Origin of the sequence: Clostridium sp. 1001270J_160509_D11 (assembly GCF_015667935.1) — a bacterium.
In the GTDB taxonomy this organism is placed as follows: Bacteria; Bacillota; Clostridia; order Peptostreptococcales; family Peptostreptococcaceae; genus Intestinibacter.
In genome coordinates this window covers 1-20,024 of the sequence record NZ_JADPET010000018.1, presented here as the reverse complement: position 1 = coordinate 20,024, position 20,024 = coordinate 1, and the positions used below count along the sequence as shown (strand labels likewise).

At 28.7% G+C, this 20,024-nt stretch carries 16 protein-coding genes; all 16 read right to left on the bottom strand.

Annotation, left to right across the window (positions count from 1 at the left end):
* Positions 1-59 precede the first annotated feature (59 nt).
* Positions 60-2,882, bottom strand: coding sequence for an SEC-C metal-binding domain-containing protein (locus I4U58_RS14070; RefSeq protein WP_295573643.1), 2,823 nt, complete (start codon positions 2,880-2,882; stop codon positions 60-62).
* 176 nt (positions 2,883-3,058) lie between these two features.
* Positions 3,059-3,523 carry a hypothetical protein gene (locus I4U58_RS03365; protein ID WP_195929632.1) on the bottom strand — a complete coding sequence of 155 codons (465 nt, stop codon included), beginning with the start codon at positions 3,521-3,523 and terminating at the stop codon, positions 3,059-3,061.
* Positions 3,520-3,984, bottom strand: a complete 465-nt coding sequence (locus I4U58_RS03360) for a hypothetical protein (RefSeq protein ID WP_195929631.1) — start codon at positions 3,982-3,984, stop codon at positions 3,520-3,522. Before I4U58_RS03360 ends, I4U58_RS03365 begins: the two co-directional genes overlap by 4 nt.
* Before the next feature lies 1 nt (position 3,985).
* Entirely contained in the window at positions 3,986-4,441 is a 456-nt protein-coding gene (locus tag I4U58_RS03355) for a hypothetical protein (RefSeq protein WP_195929630.1), read from the bottom strand.
* 450 nt (positions 4,442-4,891) lie between these two features.
* Positions 4,892-5,290 (bottom strand): prepilin-type N-terminal cleavage/methylation domain-containing protein, encoded by a 399-nt coding sequence (locus tag I4U58_RS03350; RefSeq protein WP_195929629.1) that lies wholly within the window; start codon positions 5,288-5,290, stop codon positions 4,892-4,894.
* Between the two features lie 28 nt (positions 5,291-5,318).
* A complete protein-coding gene (locus tag I4U58_RS03345; RefSeq protein ID WP_195929628.1) occupies positions 5,319-6,506 on the bottom strand; it encodes a type II secretion system F family protein in 1,188 nt (395 codons plus the stop codon).
* A gap of 60 nt (positions 6,507-6,566) precedes the next feature.
* Complete coding sequence (locus tag I4U58_RS03340; protein WP_207743808.1) at positions 6,567-7,865, bottom strand: GspE/PulE family protein; 1,299 nt, start codon at positions 7,863-7,865, stop codon at positions 6,567-6,569.
* A 211-nt stretch (positions 7,866-8,076) separates the two neighbouring features.
* Complete coding sequence (locus I4U58_RS03335; RefSeq protein WP_195929626.1) at positions 8,077-9,150, bottom strand: PRK06851 family protein; 1,074 nt, start codon at positions 9,148-9,150, stop codon at positions 8,077-8,079.
* Between the two features lie 169 nt (positions 9,151-9,319).
* Positions 9,320-9,931, bottom strand: a complete 612-nt coding sequence (yihA, locus tag I4U58_RS03330) for a ribosome biogenesis GTP-binding protein YihA/YsxC (RefSeq protein WP_195929625.1) — start codon at positions 9,929-9,931, stop codon at positions 9,320-9,322.
* Positions 9,921-12,278, bottom strand: coding sequence for an endopeptidase La (lon, locus tag I4U58_RS03325; protein ID WP_195929624.1), 2,358 nt, complete (start codon positions 12,276-12,278; stop codon positions 9,921-9,923). Before lon ends, yihA begins: the two co-directional genes overlap by 11 nt.
* Before the next feature lie 300 nt (positions 12,279-12,578).
* The gene (gene clpX, locus I4U58_RS03320) at positions 12,579-13,826 is read right to left on the bottom strand and encodes an ATP-dependent Clp protease ATP-binding subunit ClpX (RefSeq protein ID WP_195929623.1); all 1,248 of its coding nucleotides are present in this window, start codon (positions 13,824-13,826) and stop codon (positions 12,579-12,581) included.
* Positions 13,827-13,864: 38 nt separating this feature from the next.
* Positions 13,865-14,446 (bottom strand): ATP-dependent Clp endopeptidase proteolytic subunit ClpP, encoded by a 582-nt coding sequence (gene clpP, locus I4U58_RS03315; protein ID WP_195929622.1) that lies wholly within the window; start codon positions 14,444-14,446, stop codon positions 13,865-13,867.
* Between the two features lie 80 nt (positions 14,447-14,526).
* Positions 14,527-15,810, bottom strand: a complete 1,284-nt coding sequence (gene tig, locus I4U58_RS03310) for a trigger factor (RefSeq protein WP_195929621.1) — start codon at positions 15,808-15,810, stop codon at positions 14,527-14,529.
* A gap of 132 nt (positions 15,811-15,942) precedes the next feature.
* A complete protein-coding gene (locus I4U58_RS03305; protein WP_195929620.1) occupies positions 15,943-16,419 on the bottom strand; it encodes a metallophosphoesterase in 477 nt (158 codons plus the stop codon).
* Between the two features lie 24 nt (positions 16,420-16,443).
* On the bottom strand, positions 16,444-17,793 hold the full coding sequence (gene rph, locus I4U58_RS03300) for a ribonuclease PH (protein WP_195929619.1): 1,350 nt from the start codon (positions 17,791-17,793) through the stop codon (positions 16,444-16,446).
* Positions 17,794-17,970: 177 nt separating this feature from the next.
* Positions 17,971-19,989 (bottom strand): NAD-dependent DNA ligase LigA, encoded by a 2,019-nt coding sequence (gene ligA, locus I4U58_RS03295; protein ID WP_195929618.1) that lies wholly within the window; start codon positions 19,987-19,989, stop codon positions 17,971-17,973.
* Positions 19,990-20,024: the final 35 nt, after the last annotated feature.

The window sequence follows — 20,024 nt, the reverse complement described above, 5'->3', positions numbered from 1 at the left end:
ACGAAAAAATACCCTATAAAGTAGTATTACCGTATTTTAACTACTTTATAGGGATATTTTTAGCTTATTTTTAATTCTTTATATCTCTTACTTAAAGTTTTAACGCTGATGTTGTATTTTTTCGAGATTTGTCCTTGTGTCACTGTATCATCGCTGTCTTTTCTAACTTCGTATTCAATGGCTGCTGCCCAGCCATTCTCACTTCCTGTATAGGATTCATATGTCTGTTTAAATTTTTTCCATTCTTTTATGCATTGTTCTTTATACTTGTCTTCTACTTTCGATATTAATACGTCATATACTTTACACTGCTCTTTTGGTTGTTTGCTTTTATTAGTTTTTGTCTTTTTTTTATTTTTATCTTGCTTATTTTCTAATTTATCACTTTTGGACTCTTGCTTGAGTTCTTGTTTTGGTTCTTTTTTAATTTTTTTATCATTTGTAACTTCTTTTGTATTTTTATCTAGATTTTTCTTCTCCTCTGTCACCTCTAATAATGGTTTTTCTTTAGGTGGATCTTCCACCATTAATCTTGCAACTATATTATTTTCTATTTTTGATTCAATTTGCTGCTCAATTTTTGACATTGATATATTTTCTATCTTAGATTCAATTTTTTCTGCTTTATATATAGGTATTCTCTCTATCCTAGTCGTCAACTGCTCTTCTGTCTTTTCAACATTGCAATCCTTGTTCTTCACTACCCCTTCCATCTGCTTAGCAATTATAGGTTCTGACTTTTTAGTAGCTGATTGTGAAGTTATTTCGGAAAGTTGTTTTTCAAGTTGTAATTCTTTTTCTTTTAATCTCAATTCTCTTTCTTTGAGTAATTTTTCTTTTCTAATAAGTTCTAATCTAGCTTTTATTTCTTCTTGTCTCTTTGTCGTTTCTATTCTTTGTTTTAATTTATCTTCTAATCTCTTATTTCTTCTATTTCTATCTTTAAATCCTTCTGGATTTCTTGATTTTCTTGCCATTACTTGTCTTCGTGGTTTTTCTTTTAAAGTAACTTTATTATCTTCGTCGGATTTGGATGTTGTATCTACCAGAGCTGAATTTGATTTTATTGCAACTACCCCTTCATAATCAACATCTGCCACAATTTCATGTTGGGCTTGTCCCATCACCAGTTTTCCTTGTTTATCCTTATCCTCAATTTTTTTCATAGCTACTTCTTTTTCTTTATGTGTATATTGTGGTTCTTTCATCACCATGTTTTCTGGATTTTTGTTATCTTGATGTTGTGATTTATTTATTGTTAGTTCTTTTGCTTTTTCTATTTCCTCTGCTACTTTATCTACCACCAGTTCGCGTGGTTTCTCAATTTCTTTTTGTGTTTTATTTACCACCAGTTCTTGTGCTTTGTTTACTTCTTGTTTTAACTCTTTATCTGGCACCAGTTCTGATGTTTTTTGATTGTAATTTGGTTTTTCTTTATGTCTTATTATTTCTTTTGATTTATTATTTTCTTGTGGTTTTTCTTGTCGTTTGTCTTTTATTGCCACCAGTTTTTCTGGTGTATTACTTTCTTCTTTGACTTTATCTATCACCAGTTTATCTACTTTTGTTGTAGGTTTATTCACCAGTTCTGGTAATTTGTCTTTTTGATTAATTACATTTTGTTCTTTCACCAGTTTTTCATTAATTTCTTTGCTATCTTTATTAATAAGATTTGAGTTTTGTTTTCTTCTCTGTTCTTTAGTCAATTTCGATTTTGTTTTATTTGATATGTTGTTAATTTCTTGAGTTGTATTTAAATCTAAGTCTGTTTTAAGTTCTTGTGTTTTAATATCTGTTGGTTGTTCTTGAATTTCAAAAATAGCTTCTTTTTCTGCCTGTTGAATTATTGTCGGTTCTTCTTTTGTGTATTCTTCTTTAATAAATTCAACTAATGGCATTGCTATTTGTCTCTTAATCTTTTCTTTTGTTTTTTGTGCTGTTTGTTCTTCAACTTCAAAAATAATTTCTTTTTCACCATGTTGAACTATTGGTTGTTCAAATTTTTCTTCTTTCATATTTTGTTTTTGAGCAATTTCTTTTTCTCTCTGTCTAACCATTAGTAGCTTTAATTCACGTTCTTTTTCTTTTTCACTCTTTGGTGCGATTGATTTTATATTGTTATGCACCACAGCATTGTTTAATATGCCTTCTGTATTATTACTTTCTTCATTGCATGGGGTTTGTACTATATATTCTCTTCGTGATTTAATTAAATTTTGATACATAAATTTAATATTATTTATTAAGCACTGTTTCTTTGTTTTGCATTTCTTTTTAGTCTGTTTATATCTATTGTCTATGTCATTTTTAATCTGGGTCTTTCTACTTTCGCTTATTTTAATTGTTTTGTCTAAGAAAATTCTAGTTCCACCTACATTGACGACCCTCGCGAGTAAGAACTCACCTTCCTTATACAAACTAAATAAGTCAATGTCCTCTACATATAAGTCTTCATTTAATAGAATATCTCTCAGTAACACCTTATTAATATCTTTCTCTTTAACTTGATATACACTCATGTATGAGTTTAATGTATTTTCAATTATTTCTTCATCAGTTTTATTGATATTTGCTTTATTTTTATTAAGATAATCTAGCATTATACTACTTTGTTTGTTGTATTTAAAATTTACTAGATAGTATACGTTCATTACATTTTCTAATTCATAATTTGTAATTCCAAAGTCTACTTCGCATTTGTTTTTATATGGCTTTTCATATTCACTAGAGAATTCTATTACCTTTTTCATTATAGTGTCAAATTGTCCTTCCGCTAATTTAACCCTATTTCTCGCGATGTCTTTTGCTTTGTCTTTTTCTAGGCAGCATTTTTTATACTTTCTTCCGCTGCCACATGGGCAAGGTTCATTTCTCCCAATCACTTTAAATCCCCCATTCTTCTTTAGATTTTCTTTATGTCATAGCTTTTAGTCAATTAAATTAGTTTTCTATAAGAAGATGTTTTTTTCCTCTTAAAATTAAGTATATTCATACTACATTTTCCTTTATATAACTCCATTGATTTACATTTATCACTTTGTTTTTTGATTATAGCCTTTTAAACGACTCTAAACGTCATAGTACAATTTATTTTTCTGTCTTGATCAGTTTCTGTTTGGGAATTTTCTATTTTTATCATTTCAATTGAGTCATATAAATCTAATTCTTTTAATTTTTTATCTATTTTAAATAGATTTTTTGAATTTGAGGAAAAATTCAATTCTAGTATTACTACTTCGGATTGCTCACCTTGTTCATATTGTTTATTTATAAAATTTATATCTACTAAATTTCCTATGCTCTTTTCTATTGATAAAATTATATCCTCTGCAACCTTTTCTTTTTCTGAAAATACTTGTATAGAATCGTCTTCTTGTCTTAAAGTTAAAATTTCATTCCTTTTTTCTTCTAGTTTAGTATTTTTCGCTCTAAGAGGATTTATATATAATAATGTAACTAGAACATAAATTGTTGCTATTATCAATAAAAAACATAGTGATTTATTCTTTTTTAATAGTTTCAATTTATTCCTCCTAATGTATATTCAATCTTAAAAAAGTATTTGTTGTCTTTCTTTTGTAATTCTTGAATATCAAACTTATTTATACTTTCTAAATCAGATACTTTTTGTAATACTTCTGTATCTTCACAATACCCCTGAATTTCTACTTTATTAGAGTCAGAATATATACTTTGGATTTTTTCTATGCCTATGATTGAACTTATTTCTTTTATCTTAGATAAATTTATTTTAGATTTTTCTTTATTTAAATTGTTAGATGATGAAGTATTAATCTCACTAGTTTTTAAATCTTTTTCATATTCATAATCTGAAATAAATTCATTAAGTTGGTTATTTTTAAATGAGTTTATCCCAATTTGTAATATTGTCATAAATACTATAATCAAAATACTTATTTGATATAAATTTAAATCTTTTTTATCTTTTTCAAAAATATTAATACATTTACTATTTTTACTCATTTTAAATTACAACTCCTATATTTACTAAATATTTGTTATTTTGAATATCTATTGTTTTGTCTGAACATAAATAACTTATATTTAATTTAGAATTAAGTTTATATACCTTAAATTCATTTTCTTTGAGTGTATTTATAAAATTATCTTCTTTTCCATAATAAAAAATATCAATATCTTTATCTAATAAGTTAGTTATATATTCTGAACTACTTTCTTTACTAAATACATTTGATGTATAAATTTTTTTCATTTTAATATAATTTAAAATTATTACATCCTCCATATTTTCAATAACCATACAATCATTATTTTTTAAATTAATCTTTTCTCGATCTATCAATTTTTGTAATATATCAAAATTCATATTTAGATATTTATGTTTCAGATTTAAGCATGTCGCTATATCTAAGCAAATTTTTTCTATTTCTTTTGGAAACAAAATTATCTGCAAATCCATTTTATTTTTTCTGTAGTCTAAAATTTTGTATTTTACTATGTAGTCATCTAAAGTTAAGAGACTCTCTTGTAATATTTCAAAATTTATATATCCATCTAAATCTCTTTTTCTTATTTTGGGTAAATCCTTATATTCTCTGATTATAATTTGTGAATTTTGAACAACGAAAAATACTTCTTTTATATTGTACTTTTTTATAATTTCTTTAATATTTTTTATAAATTCCCTTTTTATATTTAATCTTTTGAGTTCTTTTATTCCTTTATCTATATTGATACAATCTATTACATCTAGCTTTAAGGGGGATTTATCTATTATTAATATTTCACTATCGTAATTATTTAGTTTAATTGTTATACAAGTTCTAATAAGATCACCTCACAATCCAAATACTATTCCTCATAATTTCCTTATTCATTTTATTTATGGAATTATTTATTTTAAATATTTTTATTCTCTTGGATAATATGTCTCTTTACCTAAAGTTACGGTTACTTTTCCGTTATCATCTATTGTAACCTCAAAATCACCAGCATCTTTTTGTTGTGATTTAGGAGTTGATTGAAGGTAGTTTTCTTTAACTAAGTTTTCAATACTAACTGCCTTTCCATCTGCATCAGCTAGTTGTGCTGCTGTAGCAATATTTGCCGCAGTCGTATAGTCCATATTCTTCTTTGCATCTTGTTGTACTTTTGTATAACTTGTCATTGCAATTCCTGAAAGGATTGCCATTAATGTTATTGCGATTACTACTTCAATTAAGCTGAACCCATCTTTTTTATATTTCAGTATCCCTCTTTTAGATTTTGCCTTTAATATATTCACCAAATTTTCACCTATGTTTTTCATAAAATTCCTCCTTTGAAATTAGTTATTTTTAAAATGCAGAAACCATATTAAACATTGGAATTACCATCGCTATTACAATTATTCCTACTATAATTCCCATCACTAAAGTGATTCCTGTCTCAAAATACTTCATTGTGATTTCAATATTTTGCTCAATTTCACTTTCATAAAATTTATTAACAACTGCTAAAGTTTCTTCTAATCTACCTGATGCCTCTCCTACTGATATCATTCTTATAAAAAATGGCGAAAATAAATTTATATCATCAAGAGATTCACCTATTTTATTTCCTTCTTTTATAGAGTTATTAGCAATTGATATTTTTTTATATAGGTAATCTTTATCTATCACCTTCGCTGATATATCTATTGCACAAACTATTTCCACACCACTTCTAATTAGTATGTATAGTGATTTTGAAAACCTGTTTGTAATATCCATCAATCTATAATCACCTATCTTAGGCAATTTAAAACTCAATCTATATACATCATCTTTTAATTCATCGTTATTTTTAATTAAATATATACTTGAGATTATTAATATAAACCCTATAAAAAATATAAGTATAAAATTATGTCTAAGAAAACTTGATACAGATATCATTATCTGTGTTATCGCTGGCATTGTTGCATTGCTTTGCGAATAAATTTCTTCATATTTTGGGACAACAATAAACAGCATAGCAAAAACAGCCAATATTGTTGCAACAGCTAAGATGATAGGATATATACTAGAGCTTTTAATTTTGCCTTTTACTTTAGACTCTTTATCATAATAGTCACTTAATGTATACATAACTTGGTCCAGATTACTGCTTAATTCTCCTGTATGCACCATACTTATAAAGAAATTTGAAAATGCATTTGTATGTTTAAATGATTCGGTTATTGAATTTCCTTCTTTTATACTATTTAATATACTTTTTATTATCGGTTTTAGTTTTTTACTAGATTGTTGTTCCAACATTTCTAATAATGATATGATGTCACTTCCTGATTCAAGTAAAATCCCTATCTCCTTGCAAAAAATCTTTAAATCTTTTTCGTTAAGTTTTTTTCTAAAATTAAATAACGACTTTTTCTTTTTCATAGATGATATACTAAGCTTATTTTCTTTAGCATATTTTAATACTTCACATTCCGAATTAAAATCTAGATGTATTACCTTTCTTTTATTTTGTTCATCATATACAACACATTTGTAGTATTCCATAAATCACCTCTATCATTTTATTTTTATAATTTATAGATATAAACCATATCTATTACATTTTTATATGTTTTCTGCTAAGGTCATTGATGCAATATTTCTATAGCTATCATCAAATGTAATCATTTTTCCACTTTTTATAGCCATATCTTTTATTTCTTTATGTTTATTTATATCGCTAATACATTGTCTAATCTCATCGTCTATTTGTAGAATTTCATAAACTACAGTCCTACCTAAATATCCACTTCCATGACAGTATTCACATGAATTATTTTCTCCATTACAGTATGGACATACCTTTTTAACTAATCTCTGCGCTATAACTCCAACTAATGATGCACTTATTAGATACAAGTCTACTCCCATATCCTTGAGTCTAGTTATTGATGAAACTGTATCATTGGTGTGTAATGTACTGAGTACTAAATGCCCAGTTATGGACGCTCTTATCGCTATTTTTGCAGTTTCTGAATCCCTTATCTCTCCAACCATTATTACATCTGGATCTTGTCTCAACATTGCTCTTAATCCTTTTTCAAAAGTTAATCCTACCTTTGAATTTACTTGTATTTGATTTATTCCATCCATCTTGTACTCTATAGGGTCTTCTATTGTTAGAATATTTCTCGAAATTTTATTTAAATCGTTTAATAGAGAGTACATTGTTGTGCTTTTTCCGCATCCAGTTTCACCTACAATCAATACTATCCCAGAATTATTTGATATCATTTGATTTATGATTTGTACGGCTTTTTGTGAAAAACCTATTTCTTCTTTCGTCTTAAAAAAATTATCTCTGTTTAAAATTCTGAGAACTGTCTTTTCTCCATAAGTTGTTGGAATTGTCGATGTTCTAATATCAATTAATTTATCTTTTATATTTATATCTGCTCGTCCGTCTTGGGGAAGTCTTTTTTCTGTAATATCAATTCCCGATTTTAGCTTTATAACTGATGTCAGTGGTATATGTAAATCAAGTGTATATCTGAATGCTTCATATAATTCTCCATCTACACGAAATCTGATTATGAGGTAATTATCAAAAGGTTCTATATGTATATCACTTACATTTTTAGACACAGCATTTTCTAATATTGTTTCAAAAATCTTATATGCATAATCTTCGTCTACTTCAATATTGTTTCCGTATGCTGCCTCGATTTCTTTAATTATTTGTTCTTCTGGATATTGTTTAAATTCAATATTTTTCCTTGTTATAATATTTAAATCTTGTATAGTGTTAAAATCAGCTCTACTTCCACCTACTACTAAGGTATCTCCATTTAATTCTATCGGTATTACTTTATATTTTCTTGATATTTTTTCTGGAATAATAGATAATAAATTACTTGATATCAATAGCTTCACTCCTCATTTCTAAATTTATTAATTGGATTATGTACTAGAAAAATACATTGTATTCATTATTTTGGAAATTTATTACTTTAATTTATACTGAATTGAAAATATCTTATAAAATACAGCTTTCTCGCAAGTATATACTTATAATTTATTAATAATACAAAACAAAAAGGAACCCAAAGGTCCCTTTTTGCAAATCTGTCCGTTTCTATTTTTTATATTTTAATATTCGATTTATAATTTCATCTTTTAATAATTCCACCTTATTAAAATCCATAGCAGGTACATAATAATCTTCAACTATATCATGGTTAAATTTAGCTCGTTTCAAGTTCGAAATAGCGTTATTCATTAAATAATCAACTAAATCTTTATCAATTTTCACATCATCTATATATTTCTTTAATTTATCTTCATCTATACATGTATTTAAGTCAATTTCCTTTTTATCCTTAAATCTAGCACTAGTCGTAACAGCTAAATCTAAAGCTGGAATATATACAGCTTGCAATTTATCTATTATCAATGGAAAATGATAAACTTCAACATCTAATCCTTTTTGTTGTGCTCTAGTATAAACAGCCTCTAGTAATGTAGTTTTTCCGCTTCCTATTTCTCCTTCTAGATAATATATATTTTCAACTCCATCAAAAAGACTATCTGAATAATCTAAATATCCTATTGGCGTTATTGCTGAACCAAATAAATGTCTTACATATGCTTTCTTTCCGCTAAATTCTACATCAGCAAATATTTTTTCAAGAAATTCATCTGTTACTTTACTTAATTTTGATAAGTCTATGCACTTTGAAATTTTTGATTCTACATCTATATAAATAGGTTCTGCTGATTTTAAAAATCTAAATGCTCTTTGGAAACATTCACTTATATCTTCATTACAAGCTTTTATTTTATCTCTATTTTGTTCTATTTTTTCTCCATCCCAAAACTCACCAAAATTTAATATTTCATCAATAGCACCAGGTGTTTTAGGATCTACAGTATGAGGTGCAGTTGCATCTATCATAACAACATTGAGTTCTTTTATTACTATTCCATCTAATGAGCTAGGGTCAGATGAACAATAATGTAGCTCTACATCATATCCCATCTTATTAAATTCCTTAGATATTTTTTTCATAAAAGATGATTTTCCAACGCCTGGACCACCTTTTAAGCAAAAAATTCTATTTACATCTTGTGGTATTATATAATCAAAAAATGAATAAAATCCATTCGCTGTATTTCCCCCTGGAAACATCTTTCTTATTTTGCCTGTCATAAACAGCCCCCCTAAAAAAAATTCTATATTAAGATATTTATTTAGTTTGATTTTTGTTACAAAAAAATAAACCTATGACGAAAATTTTTTAAATAATTTCATCATAGGTTTAAAATACATTAAGATTCTATTGTTGTAATCAACTAATAAATATAAGTAGTAGTTAAAATTAGTCTACTGTTACTTCATATCCATGTTTATTATATTGATTAACTATTTCGTTCCAAACATCTTCTACACCAGTTTTCTTGCTTGAAGATATAGGAATTATTTTTTCTTCTTTTTCTAATTGTAATTTCTTTCTTATTACGCTCATGTGTTTTTGGTATTGACCTCTAGATATTTTATCTGCTTTTGTAGCTATTACAACACATTCATATCCAAAGTGTTTTATCCATTCATACATCATAACGTCATCATTTGTTGGTTCATGTCTAATATCAACTAATAAGAAAATAGCACATAATTCTTCTCTATCTCCTAGATAAGTTTCCATTATATTTCCCCATTTGTCTTTTTCTGATTTTGCAACCTTTGCATATCCGTATCCTGGAAGGTCAACAAAATAGAATTCATTGTTTATTAAATAGAAGTTTATAGTTCTAGTTTTCCCTGGAGTCTGACTAGTTCTTGCAAAGTTTCTTCTATTTAATAGTGCATTTACACAAGAAGATTTCCCAACGTTAGATCTACCAACTAATGCTATTTCTGGTAGTTCCTCTGCTGGATATTGATGTCTTTTTGTTGCACTCATTTTTATTTCTGTACTTCTAATTTTCATTTCTGTCACCATCTTTTACTAGAGCATGCTCTAATACCTCGTCTAAATGTTTAACTAATACAAATTCCATTTGATCTTTTACGTTTTGTGGTATTTCATCTAATTGAGCTTCACAATCTTTTGGAAGTAATACCTTTTTGATTCCTGCTCTATGTGCTGCAAGTAATTTTTCTTTTATTCCACCAACAGGTAATACTCTACCTCTTAAAGTTATCTCACCAGTCATAGCAACATCACATCTTACAGGTATATTAGTTAATGCTGAAATTACAGCAGTAGCCATTGTTACACCAGCAGATGGTCCATCTTTTGGTGTTGCTCCTTCTGGAATGTGTATATGGATATCTTTAGTTTGGTAGAAGTCTTCAGGTATGTTGAATTTATCTGAAATTGATCTGATGTAAGAAATTGCTGTTTTAGCAGATTCTTTCATTACATCTCCTAATTGACCAGTTAATACAACTTGTCCCTTACCTTTTAGTACATTAACTTCTACGTTTAAAGTTACTCCACCAACAGCAGTCCATGCAAGCCCTGTAACCATACCAATTTCTGGTTTAACACCAGCTAAATCAAATGTATATTTGTCTTTTCCTAGATATTCTTCTAGGTCTTCTTTTGTAACCACAACTTCAGTTAAAGTTGGGTCTTCTACATATTTTTTAGCTATCTTTCTGCATATTTTGCCGATAGTTCTTTCTAGAGTTCTGACACCAGCTTCTCTAGTGTAGTAATTTATAATATCTCTCATAGTCTCGTCATCTATTTTTACAAATCCTTCTTCAAGACCATTTTCTTCGATTTGTTTTTTAAGTAGATATTTTTGAGCTATGTTTAATTTTTCTTCTTCTATATAACCAGATAATTCGATTATTTCCATTCTATCAAGTAATGGACCTGGTATTGTACTTAAACTATTTGCTGTAGTTATAAATAAGATTTTAGATAAATCAAATGGTATTTCTAAGTAATGGTCTACAAAGTTTTTATTTTGTTCTGGGTCTAAGACTTCTAACATTGCAGATGCAACATCACCTTTATAATCAGATGCCATTTTATCTATTTCATCTAATAAGAATACAGGGTTCTTAGTTTGAGCTTCTTTTACGCCATTTATGATTCTACCTGGTATAGCAGCAACATAAGTTCTTCTATGACCTCTTATTTCTGCTTCATCTCTAACACCACCAAGAGAAATTCTCACGAATTTTCTATTCATAGATGCGGCAATAGATCTAGCTATAGATGTTTTACCTACCCCTGGAGGTCCAACTAAACAGATTATTGGTCCTTTTAATGATTTAGATAAAGTTCTAACTGCTAAGAATTCTAGTATTCTCTCTTTAACTTTTTCCATACCATAGTGTTCATTATCTAAAACTTCTTTGGCTTTATTAATATCTAATTTGTCTTTAGTTTCTTTGTTCCATGGTAATGAGAATATCGTTTCTAAGTAGTTTCTGCTTACAGAAACATCTGGTGAAGCAGGTGATATTCTAGAGAACTTATCTATTTCTTTACTTATTTTTTCTTTTGTATCTTTAGGTGCTTTGATTTTTTTAAGTTTAATTCTGTATTCTTCTGCTTCAGAATTAATATCTTCTTCATCACCTAATTCTTTTTGTATAGCTCTAAGTTGTTCTCTTAAATAATATTCTTTTTGAACCTTATTCATTTGTTTCTTAACTCTTAGAGTTATTTTCTTTTCTATTTTTAATATATCTATTTCTTCTAAAAGGATTGAATATAAAAGCTCTAGTCTTTTTGCTATGTCAAACTCTTCTAGTATTTCTTGTTTTTGTTCTGGTTTTAAGTATATATTAGAAGCAATAGTATCAACAAATCTATCTGCATTTTCTATTTCTTCTAAAGATACTAGTATTTCTGGAGAAACTCTATTTCCTATGTTTATATATTCTTCAAAAGAGTCTAAAACATTTCTTACTAAAGCTTCTATTTCTATATCATTTTGAGTTGTAGTTTCATTATATATTATTTCATCTACAACAGCTTCAAAATATCCTGCATCTTGGTTAACTTCTTTTATTTTACCTCTTGATATACCTTCTACTAAAACTCGTACAGTATCCCCAGGTAATTTTATCATTTGTTTTACCTTACAAATTGTTCCGACATGATAGAAATCTTCTTCTGTAGGTTCATCTATTTCTGCCTCTTTTTGAGAAGTTAAAAATATTAACTCATCAGCAAGCATAGCTTCATCTAAAGCTTTTAATGAAACTTCTCTACCTATATCAAAATTTAATATCATATATGGAAAAATTGCTAATCCTCTTAGAGGAATTAATGGTAATTTACGTTCTATTTTAGTGTATTTATTTTCCATAATTTCACTCCTTAAATTATTTATACAATTCTGCTGTCTTACTAAAAATCTTATAGACAATACACTAATTTCCCTAAATATATGTTTATATAATAATATATCTTAATGAAATTTTTATATTGCTTTTTATATTATATATTTACATAGTTTAATTTTCAACATAAATACAAATATACTACTATTTTTTACTTTTATTATCCAACCCTATTCATCAATAATTTAATGTTCAAAAAAAGGAGCTAAACAAGCTCCTTTTTAAATCCAATTTATATGCATATATATATTTAAAATATATATTTATTATGCACTTTCTTCTTGATTTTTAAGTACCATTACTGGTTCACTATCGCCTTCTACAGCTTTTTTAGTTACTATTACCTTTTTGATATCGTCTCTTGATGGAACTTCATACATGCTTTCCATCATAACACTTTCAACGATACTTCTAAGACCTCTAGCACCTGTATTTCTATCGATAGCTTTTTTAGCAATAGCTCTCAACGCTTCGTCTTCAAACTCTAACTCTACATTATCTAGCTCTAATAATTTTTTATATTGTTTTACTAAAGCATTTTTTGGCTCTTGTAATATTCTCATTAGTGCATCTTCATCTAGTAGTTCTAATGTTGCAACAACAGGTATTCTACCTATAAATTCTGGTATTATACCGAATTTAAGTAAATCTTCTGGTAGAACTTTTGAATATATTTTTCCTAAATCTATATTCTTTTTACTTTCTATTTTTGCTCCAAATCCAAGAGTTTTAGTTTCCCCACGTCTTTGAATTATTTTTTCTATTCCATCGAAGGCTCCACCTAGAATAAATAATACGTTTGTTGTATCTATTTTAAGAAATTCTTGATGAGGATGCTTTCTTCCACCTTGTGGTGGAACATTTGCAACTGTTCCTTCAAGTATTTTTAATAATGCTTGTTGAACACCTTCACCACTAACATCTCTAGTGATAGATGGATTTTCTGATTTTCTTGCTATTTTATCAATTTCATCTATATAGATTATGCCTCTTTCTGCTTTTTCTATATCGAAATCAGCAGCTTGGATAAGTTTTAATAAAATATTTTCAACATCTTCTCCAACGTAACCAGCTTCTGTTAAAGATGTAGCATCTGCCATAGCAAAAGGAACATTTAATGTTTTTGCTAATGTTTGAGCTAATAAAGTTTTACCAGAACCTGTAGGTCCTAATAAAAGTATATTACTCTTTTGAATTTCTATATCTTTAGAAGTTGCTTTTTTGCTGTAAATTCTCTTGTAGTGATTATATACAGCTACTGATAATATTTTTTTAGCTCTTTCCTGACCTATGACATAATCATTTAAGATTTCCATCATTTCTTTAGGTTTTGGCAGAGATAGAGTATCTTCTTCTAAAGTTTCTTCCATCTCTTCTTGTATTATTTCATCACAAAGCTCAACACATTCATCACATATATAAACGTTTGGCCCTGCAATTAATCTTCTAACTTGATCTTGAGTCTTTCCACAGAATGAACATTTTAATTGTCTTTTATCTTCATATTTTGACATATTAAGCACCTCTTCCTAAAACTACGCTCTTTCTTCAATTACTTCTTTTCTATTACTTCATCGATTAGACCGTATTCTTTTGCTTCTTGAGCACTCATAAAGTTGTCACGTTCTGTATCTTCTTGTATTTTTTCTATTGGTTGCCCAGTTCTCTCAGAAAGAATTTGATTTAGTCTTTCTCTTATTTTTAGAATCCATTTAGCATGGATTTCTATGTCTGTAGCTTGACCTTTTGCTCCACCTAAAGGTTGGTGTATCATTATTTCGCTGTTTGGTAATGCAAATCTTTTTCCTTTTGCCCCTGCATTTAATAAGAATGCACCCATTGAAGCAGCCAAACCTATGCATATAGTGCTAACGTCTGGTTTTATATATTGCATAGTATCATATATAGCCATACCAGCTGTTACACTACCACCTGGAGAATTTATATATAGATGTATATCTTTATCTGGATCTTCAGCCTCTAAAAATAATAACTGTGCTACTACTAAACTAGCTGTAGTGTCATTTACTTCATCACTTAAGAATATAATTCTATCTTTTAAAAGTCTAGAATATATATCATAGGCTCTTTCTCCCCTACCTGTTTGTTCTACTACTGTAGGTACTAATGCCATAATTCATACCCCCTCTATTCTTTGTGGATAAATTTGTAGTAGTTTATTAAAACTACTACAAATCAGATTTTATTTTATTATTATGCTATAACAGCATTTTCAACTAAGAAGTCTATAGTTTTTCTTATTCTTAATTGACCTTTTATATCTTCTAAATCAGATGGTTTTAAAGCTTCTTTTATTTGAGCTAATGTCATGTTGTAAGCTTCTGCCATTTTAGCAGCTTCTGCTTCAACTTCTTCTTCAGTTACTTCTACGTTTTCTGCTTTAGCTATTGCATCTATAACTAATGAAGCTTTAACTGATTTTTCAGCATCTTCTTTCTTTTCATCTCTTAATTCTTGCATAGATTTACCAGTCATTTCTAATAATTGTTCTACGCTGAATCCTTGGTATTGTAAAGAGTAGTTAAGTTCCATTATAGAGTTATCTATTTGAGCATTTACCATAGTTTCTGGAACTTCTATTTCTGTGTTAGCAACAACTGCATCTACAACAGCGTTTCTTTCTTCACCTTTAGCTTTTGCAGCAGCTTCTTCTTCAGCTTTAGCTTTAACGTCAGCTCTTAATTCTGCTAAAGTATCGAATTCAGTAGTATCTTGAGCGAACTCATCGTTTAATTCTGGTAATTCTTTAACTTTTACTCCATTTACTTTAACTTTGAATACAACTGGAGCTCCAGCTAAATCTTCTGCATGGTAGTCAGCTGGGAAAGTAACGTTAACGTCAACTTCTTCTCCTGCTTTTTTACCTACTAATTGATCTTCGAATCCTGGTATGAATGAACCTGAACCTATAACTAAGTTGTGTCCTTCAGCTTTTCCACCTTCGAAAGCTACACCATCTTTGAATCCTTCGAAGTCTATGTTAGCAGTATCTCCATTTTCTATTTCTTTATCTGAATCTACTAATCTAGAAGCTCTTTCTTGTAATTCGTTTAATTTAGCATCTACTTCTTCTTCAGTTACATTATAGTCAACTTTAGCTACTTCTATACCTTTGTATTGACCTAATTCGAATTCTGGTTGAACTTCAACTTCAACAACTAATACTAATCCGTTGTCTTTGCTTATTTCTTCAACATCTATGCTTGGTCTGTCTATTGGAGCTAATTGTAACTCATCTAATGCACTTGGGTATACTTCTGGGAATACTATATCTATAGCTTCTTCGTAGAATACTCCTTTTCCGTAGTTGTTTTCTATTATTCTTCTAGGTGCTTTACCTTTTCTGAATCCTGCTATGTTAAATCTTCCTTTATTTTTATTGTAAGCTTTGTTTATAGCAGCTTCAAATTTGTCGTTGTCTATAGTTAATTTGAAATTTACAACGTTACCTTCTTTTTTAATTAATTCTGCTTTCATCTAACTTTATCCTCCTAAATATATATGTAATCATTTTAGAATAATTTTAAATTTAATTCTAATAAATATCTAACTCTTTAATTATATCACAACCATTTTTTTATTTACAAGTGTTCCATAGAATTAGAGGGTTTATATTTTTAGCCTTTCATAGGTAATTTCTCCATTTTCTACATCTAATATACCAATACCTTTGCTTGAACCGCCTCTAGGTAAAGATGTACTTCCTGGATTAATAAATATAATACCGTCTTTTTCTTTATAATATGGTACATGTGAATGGCCAAATATTACTATATCAGCTTCTTTATCTTCTGCTCTTTTTTGCAGCTCATCTAAAGAATACTTTATTCCATAATTGTGTCCATGGCAAACAAGAACTTTTTTGTCCTCAGCCATAAACGTCTCCTCATCCTTCCCTGGATCAGAATAAAAATCACAGTTGCCTTTTACAGCAACAACTGGTACATCAGTCACAGCCTCTAGATAGTAAGAATCATCTATATTATCTCCTGCATGAACAATCAAGTCGCAATATTTTAAGTACGGAATCGCTTTGTCCATTGCCGCTGTGAATCTATGAGTATCACTAACTATTCCTATTCTCATTATTATCCACTACCTTTATATTATTTATCTTCCTACTCTTCTTGATAATTCTTCTTTCATTAATTGTAGTGCGTTTGCTCTGTGGCTTATAGCATTTTTTATAGTTGCTGGCAATTCAGCAAATGTTTTATTGTATTTGTTTACTATAAATAAGTTATCGTATCCAAATCCATTGCTTCCCTTTTCTTCAAATCCTATAGTTCCTTCGCAAGTTCCTCTAACAACGAATTCTTTTCCATCTGGGAATACTACCGCTATACAACAAACAAATCTAGCATTTCTTTGGCTCATAGGTGTATTTCCTAATGATTTTAATAGTTTTGCTCTATTTTCTTCATCAGTAGCATTTTCTCCTGCATATCTAGCAGAATATATGCCTGGTTTTTTACCTATTGCATCAACTTCAAGGCCAGAATCATCAGCTATAGTTATCATTTTTGTTCTTTTTGCAACTTCTCTAGCTTTTATTAAGGCATTGTGTTCAAATGTTTTACCATTTTCTTCGATTTCTAGTCCACCAAGGTCGACATCTTTCAATGAATATATATTATAATCTAAGTCCTTTAATATGTCACCTATTTCTTCTAATTTGTGTGTATTTCCTGTAGCTATAACTACGTCATTACCATAATCCACACCTAGAATCTCATCAGCTATTTCACCTAAAGCTTCCCTTTGAGCTTTTAGTAACATTTTATTACCTTTTTCTCCTAGCTCTAGAAGTTTTTCTAAATCTTTTCTTGAGAAAGGACATTCTTCCCCTGTTCCTTGTAACTCAACAAATTCACCTTTATCAGTCATTATTATGTTCATATCTACTTGTGCTTTTGAATCTTCTTCATAACATAAGTCAAGTAAATATTCTCCATCTACTATACCAACACTTATTGCTGATACAAAGTTTCTAACTGGCATATGTTTTATTACTTTATCTTTATGTAATTTATTTATAGCGTCTAATACAGCTACAAATGCCCCTGTGATTGATGCTGTTCTAGTACCACCATCTGCTTGTATTACATCACAATCTATCCAGATAGTTCTCTCTCCCAATTTTTCTAAATCAATTACTGACCTAATAGCCCTACCTATTAATCTTTGTATTTCTTGACTTCTACCATCTATTTTACCTCTAGATGCATCTCTTATTTTTCTTTGTTGAGTCGATCTAGGTAACATAGAATACTCTGCATTTATCCATCCAGTTCCTGTGTTTCTTAGAAAGGGAGGAACCTTATCCTCTATAGATGCATTACATAATATTTTTGTATCACCCATTTCTATAAATACAGACCCCTCTGCATATTTTGTATAATTTCTAGTTATTTTTAAATCCCTAATTTGATCAAACTCTCTACCATCAATTCTAGTCATGTTTTTTCCTTTCTAAAATCAAATACTTCTCTTGAATATTAAATTCGTAAATTCCGTTAAATAACTTCATTCTCTAAATAATTCTATCACTACTTTGACTAATTTACTACATTTATAAGGTAAAATCAACTTTTATATAAGGATGATGAAGTTATTAACGGACGTTTTTGATTAATTTTATAAATTACTTAAAACCTCTTCGTTAGTTTTTAAATTTATTAATTGTAAAAATTTATCTTCGTCTATAACTTTTATGCCTAAATCATTAGCTTTTGTCAGTTTAGAGCCGGCTTCTTCACCTGCTAAAACGAAAGATGTAGATTTACTTACACTTGAAGTAGCCTTTCCACCTCTTTGTTCTATCATTTCTTTAGCATCATTTCGTTTTAATGTTGGAAGAGTTCCAGTTAAAACTATCTTCATTTTTTCAAATATTTTCGGTATATCTTCATTTCCTGATTCAATTAATTTAGTATTTACCCCTGCAGCTTTTAGTTTGTCTATAACTGATATATTTTTTTCTTCTTTAAAGAACTCTACTACACTATCTGCCATAGTTTGACCAAACTCTTCTAGGTTTATTAATTCTGATTCTGTTGCATTCATTAATTTATCTAAATCTTTAAATTCACTTGCTAATATTTTTGCAGCTTTTGTTCCTATTAGTTTTATACCTAGTCCATTTATAAATCTCCATAAATCATTTTCTTTTGATTTTTCTATGGCATTGATTAAATTAGTCGCTGATTTATCACCCATTCTCTCAAGAACTGATATTTGTTCTTTTTTAAGGTAATATAAGTCCGCTATATCTTTTATTAATCCTTCTTTTAATAATAAAGTGATTATAGATTCTCCTAATCCGTCTATGTCCATAGCTTCTCTAGATGCAAAATGGATAATTCCTCTTCTAATTTGTGCAGGACAAGATATATTTATACACTTAACTGCTGCTTCTCCTTCTAGTCTAACTGTAGGCTCACCACATACTGGACATTCTTCTGGCATGTTAAATGTTATTTCATCACCTGTTCTTTTCTCTTTTATAACTTCAACTACTTGTGGTATTATGTCCCCTGCTTTTTGAACTAATACTGTATCGTTTATTTTTATATCTTTTTCATTTATATAATCTTCATTGTGAAGTGTTGCTCTACTTACTGTTGTTCCGGCAAGTCTTATCGGTTCTAAAACTGCTGTTGGCGTTATTGTTCCAGTTCTACCAACTTCCACAACTATATCTAATAATTTTGTTTGTTTTCTTTCTGCTGGGAATTTATATGCAATTGCCCATCTTGGACTTTTCGCAGTATAACCCATTTGCTCTCTTTGAGCTAGGTTATTTACTTTTATAACCATTCCATCTATTCCAAATTCTAAATCTTCTCTATGATCAGTCCAATATTTTATATGTTCTATTACTTCATCCATAGTCTTGAATACTTTAAAATCTGGGCTTACTGAGAAACCTAATGTTTTTAAGTATTCTAATGATTCGCTATGTGTTTTAAATTGTTTAGAATTCATATCCTCTAAGTTAAATATAAATATATCTAGAGGTCTTTTAGCTGTTAATTTAGAATCTAGTTGACGTAAAGACCCCGCAGCTAAATTTCTTGGATTGGCATATAAAGGTTGGTCTTGTTCTTCTTGGATTTTATTTATTGCTTCAAAATCCTTTTTAGATATATAAACCTCTCCTCTTACTGTAAGTTCGTCTTTTTCATCTATATTAAGAGGTATATTTTTTATAGTCATTAAGTTTTTAGTAATATCTTCTCCAACAGTACCATTTCCTCTTGTAGCACCATTTTCAAATATTCCATTATTGTAATTAAGTCCTACTGATAGACCATCTATTTTAAATTCAACTACATATTCAACATCTTGCCCTACTGCATCTCTAACTCTTGAGTCAAAATCTTTTAAATCTTCCCATGAATATCCATTAGAAAGACTAAGCATCGGTATTTTATGTACAACTTGTTCAAACTTGTCTAATGGTTTCCCACCAACTCTATTTGATGGTGAATCATTTCTTTTTAATTCTGGATTTTCTTCTTCTAACTTGATTAATTCTTTCATTAAATTATCATATTCAAAATCTTCTATCTCTGGTGAATCTTGATTATAATATTTGTCATTGTGATAATTTATTAAATTTATCAATTCTTCAATTCTCTTTTGAGCACTCATACATTAAACTCCTTAACTTTTTATATAATCATAGT